Origin of the sequence: Aeromonas bivalvium, assembly GCF_000819765.1 — a bacterium.
Lineage (GTDB): Bacteria > Pseudomonadota > Gammaproteobacteria > Enterobacterales > Aeromonadaceae > Aeromonas > Aeromonas bivalvium.
The window spans coordinates 41,798-65,014 of the sequence record NZ_CDBT01000063.1 but is presented as its reverse complement, the minus strand read 5'-3'; the positions used below and the strand labels follow the sequence as shown (position 1 = coordinate 65,014).

The following is a 23,217-nucleotide window of genomic DNA, read 5'->3' as shown; positions in this document are numbered from 1 at the left end:
GCGGACGCACGAGGGATCAGGCCAGCAGGGCCACCACGTTCTGGCGGGAGACATTGGCCTGGGCCAGCAGGCCCGCCATGGTGCCGGCGAATCCCCCCTCCTTGAGCTGGGCATTGAGTCGGCCCTGCAGCTGCTCGAGTTCCTCCAGCTTGAGGCTCTGGCTGCGGGATTTGACCCGATCGAGCTGCTGCACCATCTTCTGGCGAAATTGCTTGAGCTCGCGCACCGACTGCTCTATCTCGCCGAGCAGCTTGTGCAGGCGACGCTGCTCCTGGCGGATCTCGCCGCGACCAAGCCCCTCCCCCAGCAGACCGAGCTGGCCTGGCTGCTGCTTGAACCGCACCGGCACAGGGTTGCCCGCCGGGATGCGGATCCCCTCGCCGCTGATGAGCACGGGTTCGTCCAGCTTGCGTTTGTGCGCCTGTGGCAGACTCAGCTCCAGCTTGCCCTGCTCGTTCAGCCTGGCCTGGATCTGCTCCCTGGCCAGGGCGGTGTCGAGCCGGCTGATCACTTCCTGGCCCTGGGCACCGGCCGGAATCATGACTTCCACCGCGCTGTTGCTGACGGGAAAGGCCAGTACCAGTCGTTCGGCCGTGGGCTTGGCGGTCAGCAGTTCCAGATGCTCGGCCCCATAGCGCACCCGGCTGTCGTCCTTGCCAAGCAGCCTGGGTTTGAGTTCGTCGGTGAGAGGGGCGTTCGCCCCGGTCAGACGCTCCTCGAGGGCGCGCAGGCGCTGCACTATCTCACCGCCGGCGCTGGTGGTCTGGGAGAGCTGGCGCTCCAGCCGCTTGAGCTCGCCCCACACCTGGCTGAGGGCCTGCTCGCCCCCCTGGGCATGGGCGATGCGCTGCTGGGCCGTTCCGATCAACGCCCAGCGCTCCAGGCGCGCCACATTGGGCTGACGCTCCATGGCCCCCTGCTGGCGCGCCTTGCCCTTGCCCTGGACCGATGACTGTCCGCGCAACTTGAGCTGGGCAGGGGCCTCGGCCACTGCGCCCGGTCGGGTCTGCTGGATCTGCATCTTGGGTCCTTACTGGTGTCAGGGAATGTAGTTGAACAGGCTGAGGCCATTGACCTTGGCAAAGGCCTGCTGCTGCACCTGCAGCGCCATCAGCACATGGGCCTGCTTGGTCACCGCCTCGGCATAGTCGAGGGACTCTATCTGATTGCTCACTTCCTTGCTATAGAGGGTCTTCTCGGCATGGCCTTCGTCTATCTGGTCGAGCAGGTTGATGCGGGCCCCTATGCCGCTCACCATCTGGCTGATCTCGTCTTGCAGGTGCTGACTGCGATCCAGCATGGCCCCCGCCTCGGCGTTGACATCGCCGGTCGAGGTCTCCAGCAGGGTCACCAGATCGTCCAGCTGCTTGAAGAAGTCGCCGCCCTGGATGAAGAGGCTGTCGGCGGTGTGATTGATGCCCACCGTCACCCCCTTGGCCACCACCACCTCCCGCACCAGGGCGTCCCCCTGATACTGGTAGTTGCCGCCGGCATCCTTGACGATGGCGGTCTTGTCGACCTGGCTGCCGGCGAACAGGCTGGAGCCGCTCTCGTTGCGGCCATTGGCCAGATCCAGCAGACCATCCTTGATCACCGCCAGCTCGCTGGCCACCGCGGCCCTGTCATCGGGGGACATGCTGCCGTTGGCCGCCAGCTGGGTCAGATCCCGCAACCGCATCAGCATGTTGGTCATGGTATCGAGCTGCTGCTCCCCCTGGGAGAGCTGGCTCTTGGCATTGAAGATGTTCTTCTGATACTGGGCCATGGCCGTCTGCTCCTTGTGCAGCCCCTGCAGGCGCACGCTGCCGATGGCATCGTCCGAGGGTTGCAGGATCCGCTTGTTGCTCGCTATCTGGCGGTCGAGCCGGGCATAGTCACCGAAGCCCTGTTGCAGGTTGCCGAGCATGCTGAGCTGGATCTGGTTGGTACTGACGCGCATGGAGAATTCCTCAGAACATGTTCAGGAAAAAGGTGAAGAGCGGGTATTTGCTGATGCTGACATTCATGGACTTAGCCTCAGAACATGTTCAGGAGAGAAGTGAAGAGTTGGTACTGGCAGGTGCTGACAATCATGGAGCTAGCCTCAGAACATGTTCAGGAGAGAAGTGAAGAGTTGATCCGAGGTACTGATCACCTTGGCATTGGCCTGGTAGGCCTTGGTATAGGCCATCACCTTGACCCCCTCTTCGTCCGTGTTGACGCCGCTGACACTGCTCAGCTTGAGGGAGAGCTGCTGCTCCAGATTCGCATTGGCATCCAGCTCGGCCTTGGCCTGGCCACTCTGTACCGCCATCTTGCCGAGCAGGCTGCCGTAGGCGTCATACTGGCCATCCTTGATGGTGAGCAGCGCCTGCAGGTTGCGGTTGTCCCCCTGACCGCCCCCCGCCTGGGCGAAGGCGAGATCCTCTCCCTTGAACCCGGCGGCCAGCTTGAGGGTACCGGCGGGATCCAGGGGGTCGTAGACGAACAGCGCCTTGCCCGCACCGCCATTGAGGTCGATGCCGTTCATCTGCTTGGCGTTGAACTCATCGGCCAGCTTGCTGGCGATCTGGCCCAGTTCGTCCCGGGTCGGGCGCAGTACCTCGACCCGATAGGCCAGGATCCCGGCCAGGGTGCCACCACCGAGCTGGGGAACCTCGAACGTCTGGGGCCCGAAATGGAGGGAGAGGGTGTCCCCCTTGATGGAGAGGGTGCTGCTGCTCGCTCCCAGCACCAGGGGTTGGCCCTGGGGCAGACTGAGGGCCACCGAGCCATCGCTCTGGCGATTGACCCTGACCTCCATCAGGGTGGAGAGCTCGCGGATCACCTGATCCCGGCTATCTTCCAGCACGGAGGTGTTGACCCCCTTGGAGGCCTGATCGCCGATCTGCTTGTTGAGCTCGGCCACCTGGCTCAGGTAGCTGTTGACCTGGCTGACGCTGCCGTTGAGCTGATCGTCTATCTGCTTCTCCTGGGTGAGCAGGCTCTCGCTCAGCTGGTTGAAGCGGTTGGCCAGCGCCCCCGCCGAGCTGACGATCTGGCTGCGCTGGGCCGGGGTTTCCGGGCTGTCCAGGGCGGCGCTGAGGGAGGAGAAGAAGCTGTCGAGCCCCTTGGCGATGTTCATGGACTCGCTGCCGAGCAGCTGCTCCGTGGTGTTGATGTACTGATGGAAGGCGTAAGAGGAGCCGAGGGTGGAACCGGCCCGCCAGTGCTGGGCCACCAGGTAGTCATCGGTGATCCGGCGCACCCCGACCACTTCCACCCCCATGCCGTTGTCCAGCCGGCCGAAACCGGACAGGCTGCCCATCATGGCCTCCTGGCGCGAATAGCCGGTGGTGTTGGCGTTGGCGATGTTCTGGGCGCTGACATTCAACGCTATCTGGGCGGCGTTGAGACCACTGAAGCCGATATTGAGCAGTGACATCTGTCAGCTTTCCTTATGTTGGCGGTTGGGGGACGAGGAGGCTGGCATCGCCTCAGCCCGGTTTCTTCATCCGGGTCAGGGGCTGCTGGAAGGCGGCCAGTCCCTGCTCCTGTGAAGCGACCAGGGTGTCGGGATTCTTTAATGCGGGATCCAGTTGCCTGACCATCTGCTCCTTGAGCCCCAGGCCGCCGCGCTGCACCAGGCTCATGGCGAGCTGGCTGTCATACATGTCGCGGTAGAGCCCCTCCCCCTTGATCAGCTTGTCATCCTCATCCTGCAAGGCATCGGTGGCGGCCCGCATGTGCTTGAGCACTGTCTGCAGGAAACCCACCTCGAACTGGCCGGCGGCGGCGTCGAGGGCGGCCCGCTGGTCCGGGTTGCTCTTGATCTGCTGCAACTCGTTGAGATCCTGATAAAAACCAGGTTCGGACGTGATTTTAGTCATGATAAATCCTCAGATGACCACCAGTTCGCCTTCGAGGGCACCCGCCTCATCGAGGGCCTGCAGTATGGCCATGACGTCATCCGGGGTCGCCCCCAGGGAGTTGACCGCCTTGACGATCACCTCGAGGGAGGTGCCTTCCGGCCAGACAAACATGTTGTTGCGCTCCCGATCGACCTGGATCTGGGAGTTGGGGGTGGTGGTGGTCTGGCCGTTGGAGAAGGCATTGGGCTGGCTCACCGTCTGGCTCTCCCCTATGGTGACCGTCAGGCTGCCATGGCTGACCGCCGCCTTGCGCACCTTGACCCCCTGCCCCATCACCACGGTGCCGGTGCGGCTGTTGAAGACCACCCTGGGCCGCTCCTTGCCCAGATCGATCTGGATGTCCTCAAGCAGCGCCATGAAGGAGATGCGCTGGCTCTCGTCCTTGGGGGCGGCAAGCTGGATGCGTCCGGCACTCACCGCCTTGGCCACGGGGCCGAGCTGGCGGTTGATCTCCCGTTCCACGTTGCGCGCGGTACGAAAGTTCGGCTGATGCAGGTTGAGGGTCACCTCGGGCTTGCTGGCGAAGTTGTTCACCGCTTCCCGCTCTATGATGGCGCCGTTGGGAATGATGCCCGCGGTCGGCACATTGATGGTGACGGACGAGCCGGACTGCCCCTCCGCCTTGACCCCGGCCACTACCAGGTTGCCCTGGGCGACCGCGTAGACCTCGCCATCGATGCCGCGCAGGGGGGTGAGCAGCAATGAGCCGCCCCGCAGGCTCTTGGCATCGCCGATGGAGGTGACGGTCACGTCCACCAGCTGCCCCTTGCCCGCCAGGGCGGGCAGGGTCGCCTGCACCGAGACCGCGGCCACGTTCTTGAGCTTGGGGTCTATGTCGTCGGGCAGTTGCACCCCGAACTGCTTGAGCATGTTCGCCATGGACTGGCCGGTAAACTTGACCTGGCTGCGATCCCCCGTGCCCGAGAGACCCACCACCAGGCCATAGCCCACCAGCTGGTTGGTGCGCAGCCCCTGCACGTCCACTATGTCGAGCAGGGCGCGCTTGCTGGGGGCCGCCGTGGCCAGCAGGGGCAACACGAGACAGCAGAGGGTCAGAAGCAACTTGTTCATAGGGGTCCTCAAAATGGCGCGAAGGCGGAGCTGAAGAAGCGGCTCAGCCAGCCCATCTGATTGCTGTCGGCCAGGGCGCCACGCCCGGCATAGGTGATGCGGGCATCGGCGATGCGCTGGGAAGAGATGCGGTTGCTCTGATCGATATCCTCGACCCGCACCATGCCGCCGAGGCGCACATACTCATCCCCCTGGTTGAGGCGGATCCACTTCTCGCCGCGAATGCCGAGCACGCCGTTGGGCATCACCTCGGCCACGGTGACCGTGATGGCGCCGGACAGGGTGTTCTGCTGGCTGGAGGTGGCGCCGCCATCGAAGTCGCGATCCGCACTCAGGGTCGCGCCCCAGTCGGGCCGGGAGACACCGCCGATGGAGGGGGCCGGCACATTGAGGCTGCTGCTCTTGCTGGTGCTGGTGTTGGCCTTCTTGCTGGACTGGGTACGCTCCTCCAGCATGACGGTCAGTATGTCGCCGACCCGGTAGGCCCGCCTGTCCTGGAACAGGGTGAACATATAGTTGTCGCGATAGAGGCTGCCATCCTCGCCGCTGGCCACCGCGGGCAGGTTGGGACGCGACGGCGCCCACTGCTCTTCACCCGGCTCGGGGGCGCGCAGCTCATAGGTGGCGCAGCCACCGAGCAGCAGCACCAGCCAGAGACTCTGCCTTAACACGCTCATCATCACAGGGCCTGGGTCACGAACTTCAGCATCTGGTCCGCCGCCGAGACCACCTTGGCGTTCATCTCGTAGGCGCGCTGGGTGGTGATCATGTCCACCATCTCCTCCACCACGTTGACGTTGGAACTCTCCAGGGTGTACTGCTTGATGGCCCCCATGGCATCTTCACCCGGTACCCCTTCGATCGCCTCGCCGGAGGCCCCGGTGGCCCGGTACAGGTTGCCCCCCAGAGCCTCCAGTCCGGCCGGGTTGGCGAAGTTGGTCAGGGTGATACGGCCAAGCTCCACGTTCTCCTGCTGACCCGGCAGGGTGGCGCTCACTGTGCCGTCCGTGCCGACGGAAATCTTGGTGGCGTTGTCCGGGATCTGGATCTGGGGCAGCATGGGCAGGCCATCCGCGTTGACCAGCAGCCCTTCGGCGCTGCGATGCCACTGGCCATTGCGGCTGTAGGCGGTCTCGCCATCCGGGCGCTCTACCCCGAAGAAACCGGCCCCGACCACCGCCATGTCCAGCTCCTGATTGGTGTTCTGGAACTGGCCCGAGGTGAACACCTTCTGGGTGCCGACCACCCGCACGCCATTGCCCATCTGGATGCCGATCGGCGCCAGATTCTGCTGATCCTGCTGGGCACCCGGCTGGCGTTGAACCTGATAGAACAGATCCTCGAAGGCCACCCGATCCCGCTTGAAACCGACCGTGTTGACGTTGGCCAGGTTGTTGGAAATGCTGGCCATCTTGGCATCCTGTGCCGACAGCCCCGTCTTGCTGACCCATAATGCTGCGTGCATCGTCTCTCTCCACTGCGTTCATGAGGAGCCGGTCCCTGACCGGATCCGAAATGGCTGGTCCCGGGGTCAGCCCTGCCCCGAGATGAGGCGGGCGCCCTGGCGGGCCTGGTCGTCCGCCGTCTTCATCAGCTTGACCTGCAACTCGAAGTTACGGGTCAGCGCCATGCTGCCGATCAGTTCGTCGACCGCGTTGACGTTGGCCCCCTCCAGGAAGCCGGAGGCCATCACCACGTTCTCGCTCGCCTCGGCCTCCCCTCCCTGGCGCAGGCGAAACAGGCCGTCCGTGCCCTTGACCAGTTCGTTGGCCGCCGGGTTGACCAGCTTGAGCCGTCCCACGTCGAGGCGGGCGCCGCCACCCGGCGGCGTGATGCTCAGGGAGCCGTCGTTGCCGAAGCTGAGATCCCGGTAGGCCGGCACCACCAGCTCGCCGCCATCCCCGAGCACGGGTCGACCATTGAGGCTGAGCAGGCCATCGGCGTCCACCTCCAGATTGCCGGCCCGGGTATAGGCTTCGGTCCCGTCCGCCGTCTGTACCGTCAGAAAGCCTTCCCCGCGCACGGCCACGTCCAGCTTGCGCCCGGTCTGCATCAGGGCGCCGGCCCGAAAGTCGGTGCCCGCCTGCTCTTCCCGCGCCATGACGCGGCTCTGGTAGCCATCCCCGCTCAGGGCGTAGGCCGAGACCCGCTCGAAGTCGGCCCGAAAGCCGGCCGTGTTGAGGTTGGCCAGGTTGTTGGCCCGGATCTGCTGGGCCAGCAACGAGTGCTGGGCGCCGGACATGGCGGTGTAGATTAGCTTTTCCACGGGTTAGCCTCAGAAGGAGTTGAAGAGCACCTGGGTCATCTTGTCCGCCGAGCTGATGCTCTTGGCGTTCGCCTGATAGTTGCGCTGTGAGGTCATCAGGTTGACCAGCTCGCCGGTCAAGTCCACGTTGGAGCCCTCATAGGCTCCCGAGGTGAGCGAGCCCAGGGTGCCGCTGCCCGGCGCCCCGATCACCGGCTGGCCGGAGGAGAAGGATTGCTGCCAGCTGGTGTTGTTGGTCTGCAGCAAACCGTTGGGGTTGGCGAAGCTTGCCATCACCACCTGGCCCTGCAACAGGCTCTGGCCATTGGTGAAGGTGGCGTAGACGCCCCCGTCGGCATCGATGCGCACCCCGGTCAGATCCCCCGAGGTGTAGCCATCGGACTGGTTGCGGCTGACGTTGAAGTCGGAGGCATACTGGCTGAACTTGGTCAGCCCTATCTCCAGGCTGATGGGGTCGGCACCGGCCGGGGTGAGCGCCAGGGTCGCCTTGTCGGCGCCGCTGCCCACCGCATCGAAGGAGCCGTCGGTGTTGAACTTGAGGCTGGTGCTGGCGCCGTTGACGGCCCCATCCACGGTGTAGTGCACCTGCCAGTCGTTGCTGCCCACCTTGACGAAATACTGGGTGACCGTGTGCTCCGTGCCCAGGGAGTCAAACACCTTGCTGGACTGGGAGAAGTTGTAGCTCTCCGCCTTGGCCGGATCGAACGGATTGAGGGCCGTGTCTATGTTGCTGGCATCCGCCTTGAGGTTGCCGACAAACGACAGGGAGGTGGACGCCTTGGCGGGCAGGCTGCCGGTGCCGACCTGCAGATCCCCGACCACGCCGGTCTGCAGCTGGCCCGCGCCATTGACGGTATAGCCTTGCAGCCTATCGCCGTTCGAGGTGGTGAGGTAGTTGTTGGCATCGCGCTGGAACATGCCGGCCCGGGTGTAGGAGGTCTGGCCGTTGCCATCCTTGAGCTGGAAGAAGCCGTTGCCGGAGATGGCCAGATCCAGGCCGCGACCGGTGCGCATCACGTCGCCGTTGCGATCGAAGTTCTGGGAGACGTTGTTCATCTCCACGCCGCCCGCCTGGCCGCCGCCATAGATGGCGGCAAACTCGGCCCGGCTCGACTTGAAGCCCGCCGTGCTGACGTTGGCCACGTTGTTGCTGATGACGCTCAATTCCTGGTTCACGGCGCGCAGGCCGCTCAGTCCGATACTAAAAGACACAGTGTCGCTCCTATGGGCTTATGCCGATTTGCCAAACTGGATGGCACTGAACAGGGGGACTTCCCCGACGCCCGCCACCTCTAACATGATTTCGCCGGTACCGGGCAATGTGACCCTGTCCACCGTGCTCGAGACATAGTGCTTGCTCTGCACCGTCGCCCCGTCCAGGGAGGCCTTCACCTCGAAGCTGTACTCCCCCGCCGGCAGCACGGGCAGGTCGTAATCCATGGCCCCCGCCTTGGTCTCGCCCCAGGAACGGGTCTGGACCAGGGTGCCGTGCTGGTCGAACACCTTGAGTTCGACCCGATCGGCGGCGCCCGCCAGCTCGATCTGGCCTCGCACCGCCTTCTCTTCCCCCTGCTTGAGGGTGGCGGCCGGTACCATGACGTCGCGGCCGATCAGATCCGTGCTCTGCAAGACCTGCTGGGTATCCATCATGGCGATGGACTTCTGTTGCAGCACCTTCAGCTGCTCCACCCCTTCCACCATGCTGAACTGGGCCAGCTGGGTGACATATTGGGAGCCGTCGAGGGGGTTGGTGGGGTCCTGGTTCTGCAGCTGGGCCACCATCATCTGCAGGAATTCGTTGCGCAGCTGCATGCCGCCGCTGGCCGTGCCGTTGCTGGCGATGCCGTTGTCGGCGGTCTGGCTGGCGCCGCGGGCCGTGTCCAGGCTATTGACCTGAGGCAGGCTCATGGTCAGGCCTGCCCGAGGCGCAGCAGACCCTGCTGCATGCTGGAGATGCGATTGATCACCTCGACCGAGGTTTCAAATCCCCGGGAGGCGCTCATCATGTCCGCCATCTCCTCCACCGCATTGACGTTGGAGTAGTAGACGAAGCCATCGTCATCGGCCAGGGGGTTGGTGGGCTCGAGCCGCTTCTCGACCTGGCGGTCCGACTGGACTATCCCGGCGATCTGCACCTGGGCTGCTCCCAGACCATCGGCTTCCTGTACCCGCTGGTAGAGGGTGGAGAAGACCGGCTTGATGGCGCGAAACGCCTCCTCTTCCCGCCCCGCAACACTGTCGACGTTGGCCAGGTTGGAGGCGACGGTATCCAGGCGAACCGTTTGTGCCCGCATCGCGCTGCCGGCGATGTCATAGATGCGATTGAATGACATGATTAGCGGCCCTCGATCGCCTTGGCGATCCCGGTGATTTTCATATTGAGGAAGGTCAGGCTGGTCTGAAAGTCGGTGGCGTTGTTGGCGAACTTGCTCTGCTCGACGCTGAGTTCGGCCGTGTTGCCATCCATGGAGACCTGATAGGGAATGCGGTAGAGGGGCTGCTGCATCGCTTGCTGCAGATTGCCGGTGGCGATGGCGCTGCCCTCTTCTTTGGCCGCCACCTGTTGTGCAACCCGCCCCAGGATGCTCTTATAGTCCACGTCCCTGGCCAGATAGCCCGGGGTATCCACATTTGCCAGGTTGCCGGCGAGGATACGCGCCCGATCCGCCCGCACATCCAGGGCATAAGGATGTACCCCCAGCGCACTGTCAAATGAGATACTCATGCTTCATCCTCTCGTCAGCGAAATAGTCAGACCCGTGCAGGCCATATCAAGACTCATGCCAATCGTGAAAAAGCACCGCAATCGCCCCCTGACGCCGCGCCGGCTCGCCCCGGCGTCATGGCGAGGGGAAGCTGGGTTTCCCGGCAGGAAGTGGGGTGTCATGCTGATGCTGCTGCCGCTGTCACTGCCCGGGCAGGCTCAGACTCCGCCCCGCCTGGATGTCGAGGCCCTGGCCCTGCGCCTGCAGCAAGATGCCGCCCGCCTGCTCGATGACTATCTGGCATTGCAGGGCTGGCAGGCCAGCCGGGTCGAGCGCGAGGTCTGGCTCGCCCCGGCGGCGAGCCACCTGCCCCCCTGCCTGCAGGCGCCCGACCTGCAGGCAGGGGGTCTCTACCGCCAGCCCTGGGGGCGGCGCCCCTATCTGGTCAGCTGCGCCGAGCCCCAGTGGCAACTGAGGGCCAGGGTCGATGTACGTGTCTTCATGCCGCTCTGGGTCACGGCCAAAGAGATAGGCAAGGGCCAGCCCATCCGGGCCCATGACCTGGTGGCAAAGGAGCTGGAGGTGAGCCGTATCCAGCGCGGCTTCACCCCGGCCAGCGTCTCGCTGACCCAGCAGAAGAGCAGCCGCAGGCTGCGCACGGGGCAGCTCATCGGCGAGCTGGATCTGCAGAAGCAATGGGCGGTGCGTCAGGGGGAAGGGGTGCTGATCCGGGCCGGTCAGGGGGCGTTTGCCGCCACGACCCGGGGCGAGGCCCTGGAAGATGGCGCCATCGGCGATGGCATCAGGGTGAAAAACAGCAGCTCGGGCAGGGTGATCCAGGCCTGGGTGCTGAACAGGGGGGAGGTCGAGACGCGATTTTGAACCCGATGACGCCGCCGATTCAAGTTTTGGCAAGCGGCGGTCGCTTTATGTCAGCAGACCATCAGGAATTGTACCCATGAAGATCACCCGTACCGACCCCGTCCAGATCCAGAGCCCGCTGCCGCGCAAACAGGAGCCGGTTCAGACCGCTCCCCAGAGCCGCCAGGGGAGCGAGAGCCAGATCAGCGCCACCGCCCAGACCATGGCCCACGCCAAGGTCGAACTGGCCAGCACCCCGGATGTCGACATGGCCAAGGTGGAGCAGATCCGCCAGGCCATCGGAGAGGGACGGCTTACCCTCGATCTGGCGGCACTGAGCCAGGCCATCCTGGATCTGCACCGTCGATGAACCAGGAGACCAGACCCCTGGATGCCAGACAGAGGGTCAAGCAGCTGCTGCTCGGGATCCAGCGCGATCTCGGCCGCTACGGCGATCTGCTGGCCATGCTGCAACGCCAGCACCTGCTGCTGGCGACCCACGAGGTGGATGAGCTGACCCAGCACAACCTGCAGCAGACCGAATTGATGAAACAGATACAGCAGCAGGCCCAGCAGCGCTGTCAGCATCTGGGAGCCCTGGGACTGGCGCCGGATGAACAGGGCATGGCGAAGCTGATAGCCCGCCTGCCCGAGCCCCTGCGCCAGACCATGACGGGCCAGTGGCAGCAACTGGAGGCCAGCCTGCGTCAGTGCCAGCAGCAAAACGATCGCAACGGTCGCCTGCTGGCGGGGCAGATCGAGACGCTGCACACCCTGCTCGGCCAGACCCAGGAGTACGGCCAGGAGCCCTGAGCCGCCCCTCAGCGGTCGCGGTGGCGCTGGCTGCTGAGCTCATCGAGCTGACGCTGCTCCTGCTCCTCCCTCTGCTGCCTGTCTGCCAGCTCTCGCCGCGCCAGGACCCCCTCCAGCCCCTTCACCCGACCGAACTGCCGACGCAATTGCTGCTCGTGGCGCTCCAGATCGATCCGGGCCAGGGTCGACTGCTGCACCTGATGGGAGAGCAGGCGGCGCAACTGACCATCCATCTGCTGGCGATTTTGCAGCAGCAAGGGGTGAAAGCTCCCGCCCCCCTTGCCCAGGTTGCCTATCACCTCCTGCAGCTGCAAGGCCCGCTGCTCCTCGCGCCGGGCCAGCTCCCGCAGACGCTGGCGCTCCTTGCCCATCTCCTCCAGCGCCCCTTGCTGCAAACCCAGATAGCGAGTGAGCATGGCTTCTCCTTATCCCTGACGACCCAGGGCCTGACGCAGGCCGGCGGGGGCATCGGCCAATGGGGTGACCTCATGAATGCCCTGCTGCAACAGGGCCGCGATGGCCGGGTAGCGCTGCACCGCCTCATCCATCTGGGGATCGGCGCCCGCCTGGTATCCACCGAGGGGCAGCAGCTCGCGCACCTGCTGGTAGCGTCCCCACAGCTGGCGCAGGGTCACCGCCAGGGATTGCCACTCGGCGGGCACCACCTGAGGCATGACCCGGCTGACCGAGGCGCCGATGTCGATGGCCGGATAGTGCCCCTCCTCCGCCAGACGACGGGTCAGCACTATGTGACCATCCAGGATGGCCCGCGCCGCATCCACCACGGGATCCTGCTGATCGTCCCCTTCCGCCAGCACCGTATAGAAGGCGCTCAGGCTGCCGTTCGGCGCCATGCCGTTGCCCGCCCGTTCCACCAGCTGGGTCAGCATGCTGAACACGGATGGCGGATAGCCACGGGTGGCGGGCGGCTCGCCGATGGCCAGCGCAATCTCCCGCTGGGCCTGGGCATAACGGGTCAGGGAGTCCATCAGCAGCAGCACATCCTGCCCCTGCTCGCGAAAGTACTCGGCGATGCGATGGCAGAGCTGGGCCGCCCGCAGCCGCATCAGGGGGGATTGATCCGCCGGGGCGGCGATGACCACGGCCCGGGCCAGCCCTTCGCTGCCCAGGCTGTGTTCGATGAATTCGCGTACCTCGCGGCCCCGCTCGCCGATGAGGCCCACCACCACTATCTGCGCCGTGGTGTTGCGGGTCATCATGCCAAGCAGCATGCTCTTGCCCACACCGGAGCCGGCGAACAGGCCGAGCCGCTGCCCCTTGCCGACGGTGAGCAGACCATTGATGGCCCGCACCCCGACATCGAGGGGCTCGCGCACCGGGGTACGCAGCAGGGGGTTGGGCGGCGAGCTCATCAGGCTGACCCGCTCCCCCGCCTCGGCCAGGGGACGGCCATCCAGGGGTTGCAGCAGGCCGTCGAGCACCCGCCCCAGCAGGTGATCTCCCACCCGTATGGTTTCTTCCCCCGGGATGGGCAGCACCCTGGCCCCGGCGTAGAGGCCGCTCATGGGTTGGAGCGGCATCAGATAGGAGACGTCGCGGTTGAAGCCAACCACCTCGGCCAGCAGGGTGGCGCCGCCGGCGCAGTCGACCCGACAGCGCTGTCCCATCACCAGCTGGCAGCCCACCACCTCCAGGGTGAGCCCGGTCACCCGCACCAGCCGGCCGTAGTGGCGAAAGCCCGGGGCCGGCTCGAAGTCATCCAGGGCCGAGCTGAGGGCCTGTTGCAGCCGGCTATCCATTCAGGCTGGCATCCAGGGCGCTGTTGATCTTGTCCAGGCAGGCATCGAGCCGCTCCGCCGTGTTGACCTCGATCACCGCGGCCCGGGTCTCCAGCCTGGCATCGCCGATGGCCAGGGCCCCATCCTGTTGCAGCGGCCAGCCGGCGCACTGGGTGACCCCCAGCTCGGCCAGGCGGCGCCTGTCCCCCTCGCTGAGGTAGATGGTCAGCTCTTCGGGCTGAGTGGGCAGGGTGGCCAGCGCCTGTTCCACCTGACTCAGCACCTGCTGGGGATTGAGGGTGAACTCGGCCTGGATGACCCGGCGCGCCACCTGCTCCACCAGCTGGGCCAGCACCTGCTTCTGTTGCAGCATGCGGGCCCGGCACAGGCTCTCCCACTGTTGCTGCAAGCGGGTGAAGGGCTGCATGGCCTCGTCGAACGAGGCGCGTCCCTCCGCTAGGCCCTGGGCCAGCCCCCTGGCCTGTCCCTGGGCCAGGCCGCGGCTCTCCCCTTCGATCAGGCCGCTGGTGAGCCCCTGCTGGTAACCCTCCTGATAGCCCTGATCCTGGCCCTGCTCCAACCCTTGCTGGTAGCCTGACTCGAACCTTTCCTGCTCGCTCGGCGCCCCCTCCCCGCTCTGTCCCAGCTGGGGAAAGCGGTAGCGGCGGGTCGCCCCCGGAGCCAGCTTGCGCATCTTGTTAGGCATGCTCGTCTCTCATCAGTTGACCGTAGGCTCTTCGAACAGCTGGAACTCCAGCTCGCCCTGTTCCACCAGCTCGCGCACCAGCTGCATCACCTCGTCGCGGGCCTGTTCCACCTTGCGCAGGGAGACGCTGCCCTGATCCTGGATCTGGGCCTCGAGGGCCTGGGCCATCCGCTTGGGCATGGCACCGAGCACCACCTTGCGAAAGCCGGCCTCGGTGTTCTTGAGCGCCAGCGCCAGCAGATCGGCGGGCAGTTCCTGCACCAGCCGCTGCAGGGTGTCGTCGCTCTGGCGACGCAGGGCCATGAAGTCGAACATGTTCTTCTCTATCTCGAGGGCCATGTCGCCATCGCGCTCCCGCAGCAGGGCGAGCATCTGCTCCTTGTTGCCCTGATAACGGTTGAGGATGTCGGCGACCTGGCGCACCCCGTTGACCTTGGCGCCGGACTGATCCGCCACATAGGCCAGGCAGCGATCCAGGGTGAGACGCAGTTCCGCCAGCACGTGTTCGCTCACCGAGTTGAGCCCGGCCACCCGCACCAGCAGGTCGTCGTGGAGCGAGCCCGGCAGGGCATCGAGCACGGCCGAGGCGGTCTGGGGCGGCAGGAAGGCCAGCAGCACCGCCTGCATCTGCGGGTGTTCGTTGCGAAAGAAGCGGGCGAGCACCTCGGCGGGGACCCATTGCAGCCGCTGGATATCCTGGCTCATCACGTCCCCGTACAGGCTGTCGAGCAGGCTGCGGGAGAGGCGCTGGCCCAGGGCCAGATCCAGGGTCTGCTCCAGGTACTCCCGGGAGGCGCTGGCGATGCCGCTCTGCTCCCGGTACTGGGTGAAGAATTGCTGCAGGGTCCACTTCGCCTCGATGGAGCTGACCCCGGAGAGGCCCGCCATCTTGGAGATGAGGCGCTGCACCTCGTCGCGCGACAGCTTCTGCATCACCTTGGCCGCCGCCTCCGTGCCCATGCTGAGCAGCAGGATGGCGGCCTTCTCCAGATTGTCTATGTCGATGTCTACTGCGCTCTGGTTCATATTAACGTTGCTCATTGCCGCTCACCCATGCCTTCACCACCTCGGCCACCCGGGCCGTGTCCTTGTCCACCAGCAGTTGCAGGTGTTTCAGCTGAACCTCAAGCTCGGAGCCGGGCTCGGGCAGAGCATCGAGATCCAGGGCGGCGAAATGGGGCTCCTGCTCCTCATCCGCACGGATGAGCCCCTTGCCATGGGGCGCGGCCAGGGCCTCGTCCCCCCGGCGCTGCAACGCCAGGCCCGGTTCCGGCTCCTGCTCTTGCTGGGCCTCCTCGTTCGGGGTGGCCACCGGCTGCTGGGTGCGCACCAGGTGCTTGACCAGGGGACGGATGCCGAAGAAGACCAGGGTCAGACCCAGCAGGCCACCGACCAGGTAACGCAGGGAGTCCTGCCAATAGGGGGTTTCCCACCAGCTGGATTCCGGGGGCGCTACCAGCACCTCGTCGGTGAAGTTGAACACCTGCAGGCTGATCTGATCGCCACGGCCCGAGTCGAAACCGACAGCGCGCTCCACCATCTGGCGGATCTGGCCAAGCTGGGCCTGGTTCCAGCCCTCTTTCGGCGCCGTCTGTTCGTTGAGCAGCACGGAGACGTTCATCCGCTCGAGGCGACCCTGCTGATAGCGGGTGTGCACCAGGGTGCGGCTGTTCTCGTACTGACGACTGGTCTCCTCGCGCTCGGTGCGGCTGTCATTCCTGGGCGCAGGTTCGGCCTTGGCCTCCCCTTCCCCTCCCTGCTCGGCCTGGGGGGCCGTCTCGGGGGGGCGATTGGAGAGGGCACCCGGGATCCCGAGCGCCAGGGCATCCACCGTCTTGTCAGACTTGCTGGTCTCCTTGGTGACCACGCCCTGGGGATCGAACTGCTGCTGGGTCTCCTCGACCGCATTGAAGTTGACGTCGGCGGCGATCTGCACCCGGAAGTTGCCGCTGCCCAGCATGGGATGAAGCATGTCGGTGGCCCGCTGGCGGATGTAGTGCTCCAGCTTGCGCACGTACTCCATCTGCTGCACGCTCTGCTTGCCAAAGCCCATCTTGTCCCCCAGCTCGCTGCTGAGCAGCTGGCCGGCCTGATCTATGATGGTCACGGCCCCCGGCTTCATGCCGGCGATGCTGCCGGCCACCAGGTTGGCGATGGCCTCGACCTGGCCCGCTTCCATCGACTGGCCCGGTTGCAGGTCCAGCATGACGGAGGCGCTGGGCTTCTCTTCGTCCCGGCCGACGAACAGGGTGCGCTTGGGAATGGCCAGGTGCACCCGGGCACTGCGCACCGCATTGAGGGAGATGATGGTACGCGCCAGCTCCCCTTCCAGGGCGTGACGATAGCGCGCCCCTTCCATGAACTCGCTGGTGCCAAGGCCCGTCACCGCATCCAATCCCTCGAGACCGGATGGCATGGCGGCGCGCACCCCGCGGGCCGCCAGGGCCATGCGGATGTGGGCCAGCTGGTTTTCCGGCACCAGCACCTGACCCGAGCTCTTCTCGAGCCGGAAAGGGATCTGCTCCTTCTCCAGCATCTCCATGATGTTGGCGGTGTCGTACAGTTCCTGTTTGCCGTACAGGGGCACGTAGTTCTTGCTGGCGGTCCAGAGGATCACCACTATGGTCCCCGCCACCGTGGCGGCCAGCAGGGCTATGGTCAGGATGGATTTGTTGTCACGGGACAGGCTGCGCCAGCTCTTGAGCCACGCCCGCATACGCTGTTGCACGCCCAGGGTTTCCCCTTGCGAACCACTCACCAGTTCAGTCATCAGTAACCTCAGAGCGGCATGCGCATGATGTCGTCAAACCCTGTCATCAGCTTGTTGCGCACCTGCATCAGGGCGGAGAAGCTGAGGCCGGCTTTCTGACTGGCCACCATGGCCCCGACCAGGTCATCGCTCTGACCCGCATCGACCGCCGTCATCAGACGGGAGGAGATGTTCTGCTGCTCGTTGACCCGATTGATCACATCCCGCATGGCATTGCCAAAGGAGACCTCCTGTCCCCCCTGGGGCGCGATCTCGGGCAGTTCGCGCGTTACCCGCGTCATCTCCTGCATCTGTTGCAGCAGGCTGGTCTGCTGCGACATCATTTCAATCTTCACTGGCTATCCCTCAATTTTGAATCTGGAGTTCAATGTCTATGCCCTGCTCGCGCATCGCCGCCAACTTGTAGCGCAGGGCCCGGGTCGTCATGCCCAGGGCCTCGGCCGTGCGGGTGCGATGGCCGCTGAAACGGCGCAGGGTCTCCAATACGAACTGGAACTCGGCGTGGCGGCGGGTCTCCACCAGCCCGTCCGGGGGCGACAACGGCTCTGGCTGGCCCTGCTCTGCTCCCCCTGCCCCACCGGGCAACATCAAATCGATTGCCTGAATATGCAATCCTCGCGCCATGATGAGCGCCCGCTGGATGACATTGTCCAGTTCACGCACATTGCCGGGCCAGCGGTAGCTCAGCAGCTGCTGGCGCGCCTGCTGGCTCAGCCAGTAGCCCTGCCTGGGTGCATAACGGGCGATGAAATATTCAGCCAGCGGCACTATGTCCCCCGGCCTGTCCCGCAGGGCGGGCCAGCTCATGGGCAGGACATCGAGGCGATAGAAGAGATCCTCGCGAAACAGCCCTTCCCCCACCTGGGTACGCAGGTCCTTGTTGCTGGCGGCAATGATGCGTACATCCAGGTTGATCAGTTGATGGCTGCCCAGCCGCTCCACCTGCCGCTCCTGCAATACCCGCAGCAGCTTGGCCTGCAGTGCCAGGGGCAACTCGGAGATCTCGTCAAGCAGCAGGGTACCGCCCTGGGCCTGCTCGAACTTGCCGGGCTGGGCCGAGCTCGCCCCGGTGAAGGCCCCCTTGGCGTGACCGAACAGGATGGACTCGATCATGGGCTCGGGGATGGCGGCGCAGTTGATGGCGACGAAGGGCCCGTCTGCCCGGGGGGACATGTCGTGGATGTAGCGTGCCAGTCGCTCCTTGCCGGTACCCGATTCACCGCCGATGAGGATGGTGGCCTGGGTCTTGGCCGCCCGGCGAGCCAGCTGCAACACCTGACGGCTGGCACCGGACTCTGCGATGAGATCCGGGATCGGCTGGCGCAGGCGCAGGGCGCAGCGGATGGCGTCCAGCATCTGCTGGCGAGCGAATGGCTTGATGATGTAATCGATGGCGCCGGCCCCCATGGCCTCGGCGGCCAGATGGCCCTGATGCTCGTTGACCAGGATGACACTGTCGGTGTCGGTCAGCTTGCCCAGAAATCCCTTGAGGTTGTCGATGGGCGTGCTCACGTCCAGCAACAGCAGGTCGACTCTCTCTTCCTCCAGACGGGCCCGTGCCTGTCTGGCCGAATCGACCCTGGATACCCGATATCCCGAACTCTCCAGCATGGCCAGCACCTCTTCCCCGGCAGAAGAGTCTGGCTGAAGCAATAACAGATGAGGGTGCGCCCCAATGCCCGCTGGCGCTGGGGTGCATTTCAGAGAAACGTCCGAAAGCATATGAACCTGAACCTGTGATTGTGTGGTCGTCAATCAACAGAACTGAAGCGTCAAAACCGAGGAAGGAGTACACCACCGGTACGCCGCGCGCGCATCGGTTTGCCAATAGGTGTCATTCGTGACGGTACCTATCCCTGGTAACCCCGCTATCGTCGGCATGGATGCCATTAGACCGGAGGCTTTGCGTCCTGACTTTTCAGTTCAGTTTGCCTTTTTCATGCGATCTGCCCTCGCAAGGGCAGTCAGACTGGCGAGGGGCCGGCCTGAATAGCACTCATCAAATTGTTATAATTATCAGCAGGTTTTGACGTCCAGCGTCAAAACACGGCGCATCATAACAAGTTGCCATGACAGTTCAAGGACATATGCGGAATAGATTTTTCCTATCTGACTGAGATCACGGGCCTTTTGCTTCACCCCAGGGTGCCGATCACTTCCACCCTCAGCTCTTCCGGGATCTCGTTGTAGGAGAGCACCCTGAGCCCCTTGGCGAAAGAGGCCGCATAGCGGGCCAGCAAGGGCCTCAGCTGGGGCATGACCACCAGCACGGGGGGGTGACCCTGCTGCTGCAGCTGCTCCTTGACCAGGGGCATGTGCTGTTGCAGCTGGGACAACAACTGGGGATCGACCGGGAAGCTGTCCAGCGCCACCTTGCCCTGCTGCTGGGACTGGTTCATGGCCGCCAGCAGGGTCTGCTCCAGCCGATCGTCCAGGGTGAAGGTGGCCAGCTGCTCCCGCTGCCCTATCACCTGACGCACTATCTGGCGCTTGAGGGCGCAGCGCACGTCGGCCGCCAGCAGCACGGGATCCTTGGTCAGCTCGCTCGAGTCGAGCAGGGTGGTCGCTATGGTACGGATGTCGGTCAGGCTCACCTGCTCCCTGAGCAGTTGCCGGAATACCCTGAGCTGCTGCATCTGGCTCAGAGCCAGATTGAGCTCCTCCGCCAGACGGGGGGAGAGGGTCGCCAGATATTGACCCAGCTTGCCCACCTCATCGTGACCGAACAGGGTATCGAGCTGTTCCCGCAGCAGCTTGCTGGCATGGGTGGCGATCACGGTGGCCGAGTCCACCACCGAGTAGCCCAGGTTGAGGGCCTTGGCCTTGTGATCCGGGGCTATCCAGACCGCATTCATGCCGTAGGCGGGATCCTGGGTCAGTTCGCCGTCCAGCACCCCGTAGGTCTCGCCGCTGCTGATGGCCATCAGTCGCTGGCAATCCACCTGACCGCTCGCCATGGGCACGGCGGAGAGCTTGATCCTGTACTGATCCGGTTGCAGTTGCAGGTTGTCGCGTACCCGGATCTCGGGCAGCAGGAAACCGTACTGCTCGGAGAGCGTCTTCCTGATCCCCCGCACCCGCACCAGCAGCTCGGCCCCCTTGTCCGCCTCGGCCAGGGGCACCAGCTTGTAACCCAGCTCGATGGCGATGGGGTCCACATAGGGCAGATCCTGCCACTCCAGTCCCTGGTGTTCCGGCTGCACCAGCTTCTGGCTGAGCTGCTCGGCGGCTTCCAGATCCGGATCCTGCTGGCGACGCAGGCTCACGCGCCAGCCGGTCCAGGCCAGCACGGCGGCGAAGCTGAGGAAGGCCAGCATGGGCATGCCGGGCACCAGCCCCAGGATCAGCATGATGGTGGCGGCGGTATAGATGACGCGAGGGGAGGCCAGTACCTGCTGGCCCACCTGATCGGACATCTCTCCCTCGTCACTGACCCGGGTCACTATGATGGCGGCCGCGGTGGACATCAGCAGGGAGGGGATCTGGGCGACCAGGCCGTCCCCTATGGTGAGCAGGGCGTAACGCTGGAAGGCTTCCGCCACCGGCAGGGCATGCTGGAAGATGCCGATGGCCAGACCGCCCACCAGGTTGATGATCAGCACCAGCAGACCGGCGATGGCATCCCCGCGCACGAACTTGGAGGCCCCGTCCATGGCGCCGTAGAAGTCGGCCTCACGGGAGATCTCCTCACGCCGTGCCCGGGCCTGGTGCTGATCCATGATGCCGGCATTGAGGTCGGCGTCGATGGCCATCTGCTTGCCCGGCATGGCGTCCAGGGTGAAGCGGGCCGACACCTCCGAGATACGTTCTCCCCCCTTGGTGATCACCACGAAGTTGATGATCATCAGGATCACGAACACCACCAGACCCACCACATAGTTGCCGCCGATGACCACCTCACCGAACGCCTGGATCACCTTGCCTGCCGCCTCGTTGCCCTCATGGCCGTTGAGCAGCACCACCCGGGTCGAGGCGACGTTGAGGGAGAGCCGCATCAGGGTCGCCACCAGCAGCACAGTGGGGAAGACGGAGAAGTCCAGGGGGCGGCGCGCCGAGACGGAGACCAGCAACACCATGATCGCCAGCACTATGTTGAAGGTGAAGAGCCCATCGAGCAGCCAGCCCGGCAGCGGCAGTATCATCATGGCCAGTATGGCCAGCAGCATCAGGGGGATGGCCGTATAGGACTTGGTCAGGACACGCCAGTTCACAACTTACCTCTCGGGTTGACGCAATTCAGGGGGCACATGCAGGGGCGCCAGCGGGCCGGGCTTCTTGCCCCGTCCGGCCTGGTAGGCCTGCAACTGCAATACATGGTTCAGGACATAGGCCACGGCGGTATAGAGACCGGCAGGCACCTCCTGATCTATCCGGGTCGAGTAGTAGATGGCCCGGGTCAGCTCCGGCAGGCTCATCACCATCTTGTCATGCTGCCTGGCCACCTGCCGGATCCGGTCCGCCATGCCGTCCACCCCCTTGGCAATCACATAGGGGGCATTGGCGCGGGCGGGATCATACTTGATGGCCACCGCGTAGTGGGTCGGGTTCACCACTATCACATCGGCCTGGGGCACCCGCTTCTCGATGCGGGCCCGGGCCAGCATGCCCTGCACCTGGCGGATCTTCGCCTTGATCTCGGGCCGCCCCTCGCTGTTCTTGTGTTCATCCTTGACCTCCTGCTTGGTCATGCGCAGCTGCTTTTGCATCGACCAGCGCTGATAGGGTACATCGAGCAGGGCGATCAGCATCTGGACGGCGCCGAGCAGGATGAAGGCCTGGGAGAGGATCCCCAGGGCCTGCTCCAGCGCCATCTGGGGCGGCATGCGGTTCATCTGCAACAGGGTCGGCCATTGATACTGCAATAACAGGGCCAAGGTTGAACCGATCAGCACCACCTTGAGGATGGACTTGAGCAACTCCATCAGGCTGTGGCTGGAGAACATCCGCTTGAGCCCCTTGAGCGGGTTGAGCTTCTCGCCGCTTGGCAGCACCTTCTTCCAGGTGAACACCATGCCCCCCGGCACCAGGCTGACCAGGATCAGCATCAAGGCCAGGAAACCGAACAGGGGCAGCAGGGCCAGCAACATGCCGAGCAGGGCCTCGCCGGTCCAGCTCATCATCATCTGGGGATCCCGTGCCCCCTGCCAGTCGAAGCGGATGGGGCGCTTCATCAGCTCGGCGAAGAAGCCGCCAAGCCCGGGTACCATCCATTGCAGCGCCAGGCCACCGAGCAACAGGAGCCCCGCCGAGCTCATCTCCCGGGAACGGGCGATCTGCCCCTCTTGCCGCGCCTTGCGCAGCTTCTGGCTGGAGGCCTGCTCGGTTTTGTCCTGGGCGCTCCCCTGACTCATCCCGCGCTCAATCCTTGCAACAGCGCCAGCACATGGCTGACCAGGTCGAGATAGCGGGCCGGCACCCCGCTGATGGAGAGCGCCAGGGTCAAGAGCCCCAGCAACAGGGTCATGGGGAACCCCAGGGAGAAGATGTTGAGAGAGGGGGCGGTGCGGTTCATCACCCCGAACGTGAGGTTGACCATCAGCATGGCCACCACGGCGGGCAGGGTCAGGATCAGGGCGGCCCCTATGCTCCAGCCAAACAGGCCGACGACCCCCTTGAGATCGAGCTGATAGAGGGAGGCACCGGGGGGCCAGTTGCGCAGGCTCTGCACCAGCACCTCCAGCACCACCAGATGGCCGTTGAGGCCGAGGAACAGCAGGGTCGCGAAGATGAGCATGATCTGGCTGATGATGGGGGCGGACTCGCCGTTGCTGGGGTCATTCATCACCGCCATGGCCAGGCCCATCTGCATCGACAGTATCTGGCCCGCCATGGTCATCACCATGAACAGCATCTGGACGCAGAGCCCGAACAGCAGGCCGAACAGCAGCTGCTCCAGGGCAATCAGGATGGCCTGCACCGAGAAGGGGTCGATCAGCGGCATCCCCTTGAGCATGGGGGCCAGCAGCAGACTGAGCAGAAAGGCGAGCAGCAAGCGGACCTGGGGTGGCACCCGGCCATCGCCGAAGAAGGGCATCACCCAGAAGGCGGCGCCGATGCGAATGAAGGGCCACCACCACTGTCCCAGCCAGGCCGTCAGTTCGGCCGCACTGACCGAGATCAGCGAGTTCATCCAATCAGCCCGGGGATCTTGGCGAAGAGCTCATCAAACAGGGTGGTCACCTGGGCCAGCAGCCAGTGGCCGGTAAAGATCAGGGTCAGCAGGGTCACGATGAAACGGGGCAGGAAGCTGAGGGTCTGCTCCTGGATCTGGGTCGCCGCCTGGAACACGCTCACGATGAGGCCGACCACCAGGCCCGGCACCACCAGCACGGACACCATGATCACCACCAGGTTCACGGCCCCGCCCACCAGGGAGACGCTCTGCTCGGGGGTCAT

The 23,217-nt window shown here is 64.8% G+C and carries 26 protein-coding genes and 1 riboswitch; of the genes, 3 read left to right on the top strand and 23 right to left on the bottom strand.

Annotated features, from left to right (window positions below; genetic code table 11):
* Positions 1 to 16: 16 nt before the first annotated feature.
* The 12 genes from BN1119_RS18325 to lfgB form a co-directional block, all read right to left on the bottom strand.
* On the bottom strand, positions 17 to 1,021 hold the full coding sequence (locus tag BN1119_RS18325) for a hypothetical protein (protein WP_042001618.1): 1,005 nt from the start codon (positions 1,019 to 1,021) through the stop codon (positions 17 to 19).
* A gap of 18 nt (positions 1,022 to 1,039) precedes the next feature.
* Positions 1,040 to 1,939: a lateral flagellar hook-associated protein LfgL gene (gene lfgL / locus BN1119_RS18320; protein ID WP_042001617.1), complete on the bottom strand. Its 900-nt coding sequence runs from the start codon at positions 1,937 to 1,939 to the stop codon at positions 1,040 to 1,042.
* 144 nt (positions 1,940 to 2,083) lie between these two features.
* Positions 2,084 to 3,403 carry a lateral flagellar hook-associated protein LfgK gene (lfgK, locus tag BN1119_RS18315; RefSeq protein ID WP_042001613.1) on the bottom strand — a complete coding sequence of 440 codons (1,320 nt, stop codon included), beginning with the start codon at positions 3,401 to 3,403 and terminating at the stop codon, positions 2,084 to 2,086.
* 52 nt (positions 3,404 to 3,455) lie between these two features.
* Complete coding sequence (locus tag BN1119_RS18310; RefSeq protein ID WP_042001610.1) at positions 3,456 to 3,848, bottom strand: rod-binding protein; 393 nt, start codon at positions 3,846 to 3,848, stop codon at positions 3,456 to 3,458.
* 9 nt (positions 3,849 to 3,857) lie between these two features.
* A complete protein-coding gene (fgIL, locus tag BN1119_RS18305; protein ID WP_042001607.1) occupies positions 3,858 to 4,961 on the bottom strand; it encodes a lateral flagellar basal body P-ring FlgIL in 1,104 nt (367 codons plus the stop codon).
* 8 nt (positions 4,962 to 4,969) lie between these two features.
* The gene (flgH, locus tag BN1119_RS18300; protein WP_042001604.1) at positions 4,970 to 5,641 is read right to left on the bottom strand and encodes a flagellar basal body L-ring protein FlgH; all 672 of its coding nucleotides are present in this window, start codon (positions 5,639 to 5,641) and stop codon (positions 4,970 to 4,972) included.
* On the bottom strand, positions 5,641 to 6,426 hold the full coding sequence (lfgG, locus tag BN1119_RS18295) for a lateral flagellar basal-body rod protein LfgG (RefSeq protein ID WP_042001600.1): 786 nt from the start codon (positions 6,424 to 6,426) through the stop codon (positions 5,641 to 5,643). Before lfgG ends, flgH begins: the two co-directional genes overlap by 1 nt.
* 66 nt (positions 6,427 to 6,492) lie before the next feature.
* Complete coding sequence (gene lfgF / locus BN1119_RS18290) at positions 6,493 to 7,227, bottom strand: lateral flagellar basal-body rod protein LfgF (protein ID WP_042001597.1); 735 nt, start codon at positions 7,225 to 7,227, stop codon at positions 6,493 to 6,495.
* A gap of 9 nt (positions 7,228 to 7,236) precedes the next feature.
* Positions 7,237 to 8,439: a lateral flagellar hook protein FlgEL gene (gene flgEL / locus BN1119_RS18285; RefSeq protein ID WP_042001595.1), complete on the bottom strand. Its 1,203-nt coding sequence runs from the start codon at positions 8,437 to 8,439 to the stop codon at positions 7,237 to 7,239.
* A gap of 18 nt (positions 8,440 to 8,457) precedes the next feature.
* Positions 8,458 to 9,135, bottom strand: coding sequence for a flagellar hook assembly protein FlgD (locus BN1119_RS18280; protein ID WP_042001591.1), 678 nt, complete (start codon positions 9,133 to 9,135; stop codon positions 8,458 to 8,460).
* A gap of 2 nt (positions 9,136 to 9,137) precedes the next feature.
* On the bottom strand, positions 9,138 to 9,560 hold the full coding sequence (flgCL, locus tag BN1119_RS18275) for a lateral flagellar basal body rod protein FlgCL (protein ID WP_042001588.1): 423 nt from the start codon (positions 9,558 to 9,560) through the stop codon (positions 9,138 to 9,140).
* Positions 9,561 to 9,562: 2 nt separating this feature from the next.
* On the bottom strand, positions 9,563 to 9,952 hold the full coding sequence (gene lfgB / locus BN1119_RS18270) for a lateral flagellar basal body rod protein LfgB (RefSeq protein ID WP_042001585.1): 390 nt from the start codon (positions 9,950 to 9,952) through the stop codon (positions 9,563 to 9,565).
* A 160-nt stretch (positions 9,953 to 10,112) separates the two neighbouring features.
* Between lfgB and flgA the strand changes: the two genes are divergently transcribed.
* From flgA to BN1119_RS18255, 3 genes are all read left to right on the top strand, one after another.
* Entirely contained in the window at positions 10,113 to 10,814 is a 702-nt protein-coding gene (flgA, locus tag BN1119_RS18265; RefSeq protein ID WP_157438689.1) for a flagellar basal body P-ring formation chaperone FlgA, read from the top strand.
* Between the two features lie 76 nt (positions 10,815 to 10,890).
* A complete protein-coding gene (gene flgM / locus BN1119_RS18260) occupies positions 10,891 to 11,163 on the top strand; it encodes a flagellar biosynthesis anti-sigma factor FlgM (RefSeq protein ID WP_042001582.1) in 273 nt (90 codons plus the stop codon).
* Positions 11,160 to 11,606, top strand: coding sequence for a flagellar protein FlgN (locus BN1119_RS18255; RefSeq protein WP_042001579.1), 447 nt, complete (start codon positions 11,160 to 11,162; stop codon positions 11,604 to 11,606). Before flgM ends, BN1119_RS18255 begins: the two co-directional genes overlap by 4 nt.
* Positions 11,607 to 11,614: 8 nt before the next feature.
* Here the strand turns inward: BN1119_RS18255 and lfiJ are convergent, their stop codons facing one another.
* The 11 genes from lfiJ to fliQ form a co-directional block, all read right to left on the bottom strand.
* Complete coding sequence (lfiJ, locus tag BN1119_RS18250; RefSeq protein ID WP_042001576.1) at positions 11,615 to 12,022, bottom strand: lateral flagellar protein LfiJ; 408 nt, start codon at positions 12,020 to 12,022, stop codon at positions 11,615 to 11,617.
* A 9-nt stretch (positions 12,023 to 12,031) separates the two neighbouring features.
* Entirely contained in the window at positions 12,032 to 13,366 is a 1,335-nt protein-coding gene (lfiI, locus tag BN1119_RS18245; protein ID WP_042001573.1) for a lateral flagellar FliI-like assembly ATPase LfiI, read from the bottom strand.
* A complete protein-coding gene (locus tag BN1119_RS18240) occupies positions 13,359 to 14,051 on the bottom strand; it encodes a FliH/SctL family protein (RefSeq protein ID WP_042001570.1) in 693 nt (230 codons plus the stop codon). Before BN1119_RS18240 ends, lfiI begins: the two co-directional genes overlap by 8 nt.
* 12 nt (positions 14,052 to 14,063) lie before the next feature.
* A complete protein-coding gene (gene fliGL / locus BN1119_RS18235; RefSeq protein WP_042001567.1) occupies positions 14,064 to 15,092 on the bottom strand; it encodes a lateral flagellar motor switch protein FliGL in 1,029 nt (342 codons plus the stop codon).
* A complete protein-coding gene (gene fliFL, locus BN1119_RS18230) occupies positions 15,079 to 16,767 on the bottom strand; it encodes a lateral flagellar M-ring protein FliFL (RefSeq protein WP_042002255.1) in 1,689 nt (562 codons plus the stop codon). Before fliFL ends, fliGL begins: the two co-directional genes overlap by 14 nt.
* 62 nt (positions 16,768 to 16,829) lie before the next feature.
* On the bottom strand, positions 16,830 to 17,156 hold the full coding sequence (gene fliE / locus BN1119_RS18225) for a flagellar hook-basal body complex protein FliE (protein ID WP_084205562.1): 327 nt from the start codon (positions 17,154 to 17,156) through the stop codon (positions 16,830 to 16,832).
* A gap of 10 nt (positions 17,157 to 17,166) precedes the next feature.
* Complete coding sequence (locus tag BN1119_RS18220; RefSeq protein ID WP_409337753.1) at positions 17,167 to 18,432, bottom strand: sigma-54-dependent transcriptional regulator; 1,266 nt, start codon at positions 18,430 to 18,432, stop codon at positions 17,167 to 17,169.
* A 244-nt stretch (positions 18,433 to 18,676) separates the two neighbouring features.
* Positions 18,677 to 18,764: riboswitch (cyclic di-GMP riboswitch) on the bottom strand.
* 192 nt (positions 18,765 to 18,956) lie between these two features.
* Positions 18,957 to 21,032 carry a lateral flagellar biosynthesis protein LfhA gene (lfhA, locus tag BN1119_RS18215; RefSeq protein WP_042001557.1) on the bottom strand — a complete coding sequence of 692 codons (2,076 nt, stop codon included), beginning with the start codon at positions 21,030 to 21,032 and terminating at the stop codon, positions 18,957 to 18,959.
* Positions 21,033 to 21,035: 3 nt separating this feature from the next.
* Positions 21,036 to 22,172, bottom strand: coding sequence for a flagellar biosynthesis protein FlhB (gene flhB, locus BN1119_RS18210; protein WP_042001555.1), 1,137 nt, complete (start codon positions 22,170 to 22,172; stop codon positions 21,036 to 21,038).
* The gene (gene lfiR / locus BN1119_RS18205) at positions 22,169 to 22,951 is read right to left on the bottom strand and encodes a lateral flagellar biosynthetic protein LfiR (protein ID WP_042001552.1); all 783 of its coding nucleotides are present in this window, start codon (positions 22,949 to 22,951) and stop codon (positions 22,169 to 22,171) included. Before lfiR ends, flhB begins: the two co-directional genes overlap by 4 nt.
* Positions 22,948 to 23,217 carry a flagellar biosynthesis protein FliQ gene (gene fliQ / locus BN1119_RS18200; RefSeq protein ID WP_042001549.1) on the bottom strand — a complete coding sequence of 90 codons (270 nt, stop codon included), beginning with the start codon at positions 23,215 to 23,217 and terminating at the stop codon, positions 22,948 to 22,950. The genes lfiR and fliQ overlap by 4 nt, the downstream gene beginning before the upstream one ends.